The organism is Aquiflexum sp. (genome assembly GCF_977115555.1).
This window is the reverse complement of sequence record NZ_CDSBKL010000310.1, coordinates 1-5,066: the sequence shown is the minus strand read 5'-3', so window position 1 is coordinate 5,066 and position 5,066 is coordinate 1. Positions and strand designations below refer to the sequence as shown.

At 39.6% G+C, this 5,066-nt stretch carries 4 protein-coding genes; 3 read left to right on the top strand and 1 reads right to left on the bottom strand.

What is annotated here, in order from left to right; genetic code table 11:
- The coding region (locus ACZFYI_RS15530) for an aminotransferase class I/II-fold pyridoxal phosphate-dependent enzyme (RefSeq protein ID WP_462525042.1) at window positions 1–531 on the top strand (531 nt) is incomplete at its 5' end.
- Window positions 532–592: 61 nt separating this feature from the next.
- On the opposite strand, the gene glgX is transcribed toward ACZFYI_RS15530, so the two are convergent.
- Window positions 593–2,680 (bottom strand): glycogen debranching protein GlgX, encoded by a 2,088-nt coding sequence (glgX, locus tag ACZFYI_RS15525; protein ID WP_462525041.1) that lies wholly within the window; start codon window positions 2,678–2,680, stop codon window positions 593–595.
- A 413-nt stretch (window positions 2,681–3,093) separates the two neighbouring features.
- Here glgX and ACZFYI_RS15520 point away from each other — a divergent pair, with 413 nt between their 5' ends.
- Complete coding sequence (locus ACZFYI_RS15520; RefSeq protein ID WP_462525040.1) at window positions 3,094–3,579, top strand: hypothetical protein; 486 nt, start codon at window positions 3,094–3,096, stop codon at window positions 3,577–3,579.
- A gap of 129 nt (window positions 3,580–3,708) precedes the next feature.
- The coding region (locus tag ACZFYI_RS15515) for an arginine decarboxylase (RefSeq protein ID WP_462525039.1) at window positions 3,709–5,066 on the top strand (1,358 nt) is incomplete at its 3' end.

The window sequence follows — 5,066 nt, the reverse complement described above, 5'->3', positions numbered from 1 at the left end:
GGTAGAAAGAATTTGCCATTGTTCAGTAATCCACTGCCCAAAGAAAGGACTTTTGCCTGTGGGACATTTGGAAAAACCTTCCATATTACAGGATGGAAAATCGGGTATTGCCTTGCTCCTGAAAAACTTACCACTGAGTTCCGAAAAATCCATCAGTTCTTGACCTTCAGCACCGCAACCCCTTTGCAGTATGCCTTGGCGGACTTTATGGTCGAGCCATCAAGATATCTTCATCTCAATGACTTTTATCAGCAGAAAAGAGACTTGTTTTGTAAAGGGTTGAAGGATACTCCTTTTGAATTTACTCCTGCTCAGGGAAGTTTTTTCCAATTGGTCTCTTATGGTCACCTTTCGCAGGAAGCTGATTTTGATCTTGCTACCAGGATGACCAAAGAAATCGGTGTAGCGAGCATTCCTGTTTCAGTTTTTTTCCACAATAAGGCTGATCACAAGTTACTCAGATTCTGTTTTGCAAAAGATGATGAAGTTTTAGAAAAAGCGCTTGAATTGCTTCAAAAACGAATATTTTGAAAAGTTTAACAATCTCAAATCAGATTTTAAAAATCGGATAGCCATTAAGAGAAATTCAGGTTTAGTCTAATTTTGTAAAAAGGATGGCAATGGAATGGGACTTGACCAAATAAGAATTTTCAATGTGATTATCGGCATCGGACCAAAGGCAAATGTCTTTGGGACTTTCAAAACTAGTGTCTATCCATCTTCTCCAGCTTACTTTTTTGGCATCAATGGTTTTTGGGATTTCAAATGTTAGATCCTGATTGTAGGAGTTGATCAGGTAGTGCATGGCCATTTTACCGTTCAGGGACAAAATGGTCATCGCAATGCTCAGCGAAGAAGGAGACCAGTCAGGCTGATGAAGTTTGACACCGTGCCAATGGATTTTTGATTGGATGAGTAACTCCTTGAGACTCAAAGTAAAATTGGATTGGGAGGTTTCTCGCAATAACCGCTTTTTGATCAGGATTTTTACAAACCTGAATATATCTTCATTTTTTTCAACCAGATCCCAATCAAACCAAGTCAACTCATTGTCCTGGCAATATGCATTGTTATTTCCCTTTTGGGTATGGAGGATTTCATCTCCCATCAATATCATCGGTGCACCCAAAGACAATAAAGTCACAATAAAGAAATTTTTGACTTGTCTTTTGCGCAGTGCTAAGATCTTGAGATTATCGGTTGGACCTTCTACTCCGCAATTCCAGCTGAGGTTGTCATTGTGACCGTCCCGGTTGTTTTCACCGTTGGCAAGATTGTGTTTGACGTTGTAGGAAACAAGATCATTCAAAGTAAATCCATCATGGCAAGTGACAAAGTTGATGCTTTGCTCCAATTCCCTGTTTTTGGACTCATACATATCAGGACTTCCGATCAGTCGCGTCACAAAATCCCCTACTTTTCCTCTGTCTCCACGAAGAAAACTGCGGGCATCATCTCTGAATCTTCCGTTCCATTCTTTCCAGCTGTCTCCTGTGAAATTACCCACTTGGTACAAGCCTGAAGCATCCCAAGCTTCTGCGATCAGTTTGGTGCCCGCCAATATAGGATCTGATTCAATGTCCCAAAGAATCGGGGCATTTTCGATGGGATTGCCTTTTTCGTCCCTTGATAAAATAGAAGCAAGGTCAAACCTAAAGCCGTCCACATGCATGTCCCGAACCCAAAAGTGAAGACTGGAAATGATCATCTTACGGACAATTGACTGATTTGCATTCAGCGTATTGCCCGTTCCGGAGTAATTTTTATACTTCGACCGGTCATTGTCAAGAATGTAATAAATGCTGTTGTCAATACCTCTGAAAGTATAAGTCGGGCCTTCTTCGTGGTTTTCGGAGGTATGGTTAAAGACCACATCCATGATGACCTCCAAGCCGGCGCGGTGCAGGGCTTTGACCATGTCCCTGAATTCATCCAAAACCTTCAAGGGGTTTTCCGGATCAGTACTGTATCCCTGATGCGGTGCAAAAAACGAAATCGGACTATATCCCCAGTAGTTGGTTTTGCCTTCGGGGGCATCCTGCACATCAAACTGGAAAACAGGAAGCAATTCAACCGCCGTGATTCCGAGCTCTACGAGATAAGGGATTTTTTCAATAAGCCCTGCAAAAGTTCCCCGTTTTTCCGGTGCAACTCTGGAGTTTGGATTTTTGGTAAATCCACCGACATGCATTTCGTATATGACAGTAGAAGAAAAAGCTTTTCTTGGATGGAAATCTCCTTCCCAATCATATTGGTTTAAATCCGCAATTACACTCTTCAGGCTTGGGGCATCGGGTTTTTCATATATGCTGAGTGCTTTCCGGTCAAACAACTCAGGAAAGGCAATGGCTTTGGCATATGGATCAAGTAGAATCTTTGAAGAATCAAAGCGGTGTCCGTTTTGGGGATCAAATGGTCCGTAAACCCGGTAGCCGTAAAGTTGACCGGCCATTATTCCTCCAATAAAAATATGCCAATAAAAGTAGGTTCTGTTTTTTAAAGGGTCCAAAATAAATGTATGGCTCGGAGCAATATCGTCCTTATGATCAAAAAACAGTAGTTCTACCTTTATTGCATGCTTAGAAAACAAACAAAAATTAACACCTTCCGGGGTTAAGCTTGGACCAATAGGAAAGCTTTGACCTACTGAAGTAGAATATGGATGTGCTTTGGCAGACATTGGGCGAATTTGTCTCGATATTTACTAGGTGTCGAATTAAACAGGATTTTTATCGTGAAACAAGCAAAACAGGAAAGCTGTTTGTAAATAGTTTGTCATTTTAATGATAGAAAAAATTCAATATTTCCTAATTGTTGAGCGAATCTGTAAAAAAATATCCCAAAAATCATGCAATAGAAGATCGTATGAATCGGGTTTAAAAGAAACCATAGATTTTGTTTAGAAAACTTTGGAGGTGTGGTGAAGGGCCTTTAATCAGAATTTACCATAAACTGAGCCTCCCTAAGCATCAAATAAATTAAATTATTTAAATCCTATAAAAATGATAGGGTAATTAGGATAATTAAAATCCGTCGTTTATATTTGGATCAAGGTTTTGAAAAAAAACCTTTTGGAACAAAAATCATAATCTCATGGCATCTCAACTTTCTACCCAACAAGCTTCAGTTCAGGAATCATTCACTTTTCAAAGTGTATCCAAAAGATCAGAATTTCTTGCCCCTGCGGTAAGTGTAACTGAAATGGTCAGGGCTTGTGACATGGTAGATTTAACCGGTCAGGCTTCATTTAACTTTCCCAATTTTCCTGAAGCAAACAAAAGTTTTCAAGTGCTTTACTTCAAGCTGTCATCCGAATTTGAAAGTCTCAAAGGATTGTTCAACGGTCTGATCAGTATTGGACAGCCCAATGGCGTGATTTTGGAATTCCAAAAAGATTTGAATACCTATTCTTTGAAATTTTATACTTCAAATGAAAATACAGTGGCAGGATATTTTTCAAAAATCAGCAAGGTCATTTCTGAAGAAATCAGATTTAAAAAGATCCTCAAAAAAGTAATTGAAAACCAAAAGTCATTTGAAGCGGAAGGCCAATTGCTTCGAAATGAAATTTTCGCATAAAAATTCTCTCCATTTAAATTTATTGTAAAGGGGTAAGTCCAAATGGATTTTCCCCTTTTTTCATTTGATATGCCAATATTAAAAGCAAATTTTGTGATTCCTTTTCAATTTTAACTTCCCCAATTTGAAATGAATAAATACATCGATCTGATCCAACAGACTTTTGACTTTCCCACCAAAGAATTTAAAGTAGAGAACAACGAGCTGCACTTCAATGGTGTCAACCTCATGGAAATCATCAAAACCTATGGAACGCCTTTGAAGCTGACCTATCTTCCTAAAATCTCCGAGAATATCCAAAATGCAAAAACTTTTTTCGGCAATGCAATTGAAAAGCATGACTACAAAGGGAAGTATACTTATTGTTATTGTACCAAGTCTTCCCATTTCAGCTTTGTGCTGAATGAAGCATTGAAAAATGACATTCACATAGAGACTTCGTCCACCTTTGACATTCCTTTGGTTAGGAATCTTTATGCCCAAGGATTGATCACTAAAGAGACCTTTATTGTATGCAACGGTTTCAAAAGACAGCTCTACAAGCAATATATTACAGAATTGCTGAATGATGGATTTGTAAACTGTGTCCCTATTCTGGACAATCTTGGTGAGATCGACTATTACTTGGAGCACGTCAAAGTGCCTTTTCAAGTGGGAATAAGGATTGCCGCAGATGAGGAGCCAAAGTTTGGTTTTTATACTTCAAGACTTGGTGTCAGGTACAGCGAAATCATCAATCTTTATGAGGAAAAAATCAAGGACAACCCAAATGTAAGCCTCAAAATGCTTCACTTTTTCCTCAACTCGGGGATCAAGGATACAGCTTACTATTGGTCGGAACTGACCCGTTTCATCCAAAAATACGTGGATTTGAAAAAAGTGGCTCCTTCTCTTGACACCATGGATATCGGTGGAGGTTGGCCTATCAAGACCAATGTATTTTTTGACTACGATTACCAATACATGGCCGAGCAGATCGTTAAAAACATCAAATGGATGTGCGCCAAAAACCATACAGACGAACCCAATATATTCACTGAATTCGGAAGCTATACAGTGGGCGAAAGCGGGGCGGTGCTTTATTCCATTTTGGATGAAAAGCTCCAAAACGACAAGGAACTTTGGTATATGATCGACGGCAGTTTCATCACGCAGTTGCCTGACAGTTGGGGTTTAAACCAAAAATACATTATGCTTGCTGTGAATAATTGGGAAGAAGAATACCACAATATTTCCCTAGGTGGATTGACCTGCGACAGCATGGACTACTATAATTCGGAAGCGCATCAGTTCAATATCTACCTGCCAAAAATCGAAGAAGGCAGAAAGCAATACATCGGATTTTTCCATACAGGGGCTTATCAAGAATCCCTAGGAGGTTATGGAGGGATACAGCATTGCCTGATTCCTGCTCCCAAGCACGTGATCATTGACAGGGAACCCGATGGAACCATCAAACATTGGCTTTTTGCACCGGAGCAAACAAG

Excerpts from the sequence above, each read along its gene's own strand:
- ACZFYI_RS15520 (WP_462525040.1), top strand. The coding sequence starts at position 3,094 with ATGGCATCTCAACTTTCTACCCAACAAGCTTCAGTTCAGGAATCATTC.
- glgX (WP_462525041.1), bottom strand. The coding sequence starts at position 2,680 with ATGTCTGCCAAAGCACATCCATATTCTACTTCAGTAGGTCAAAGCTTT.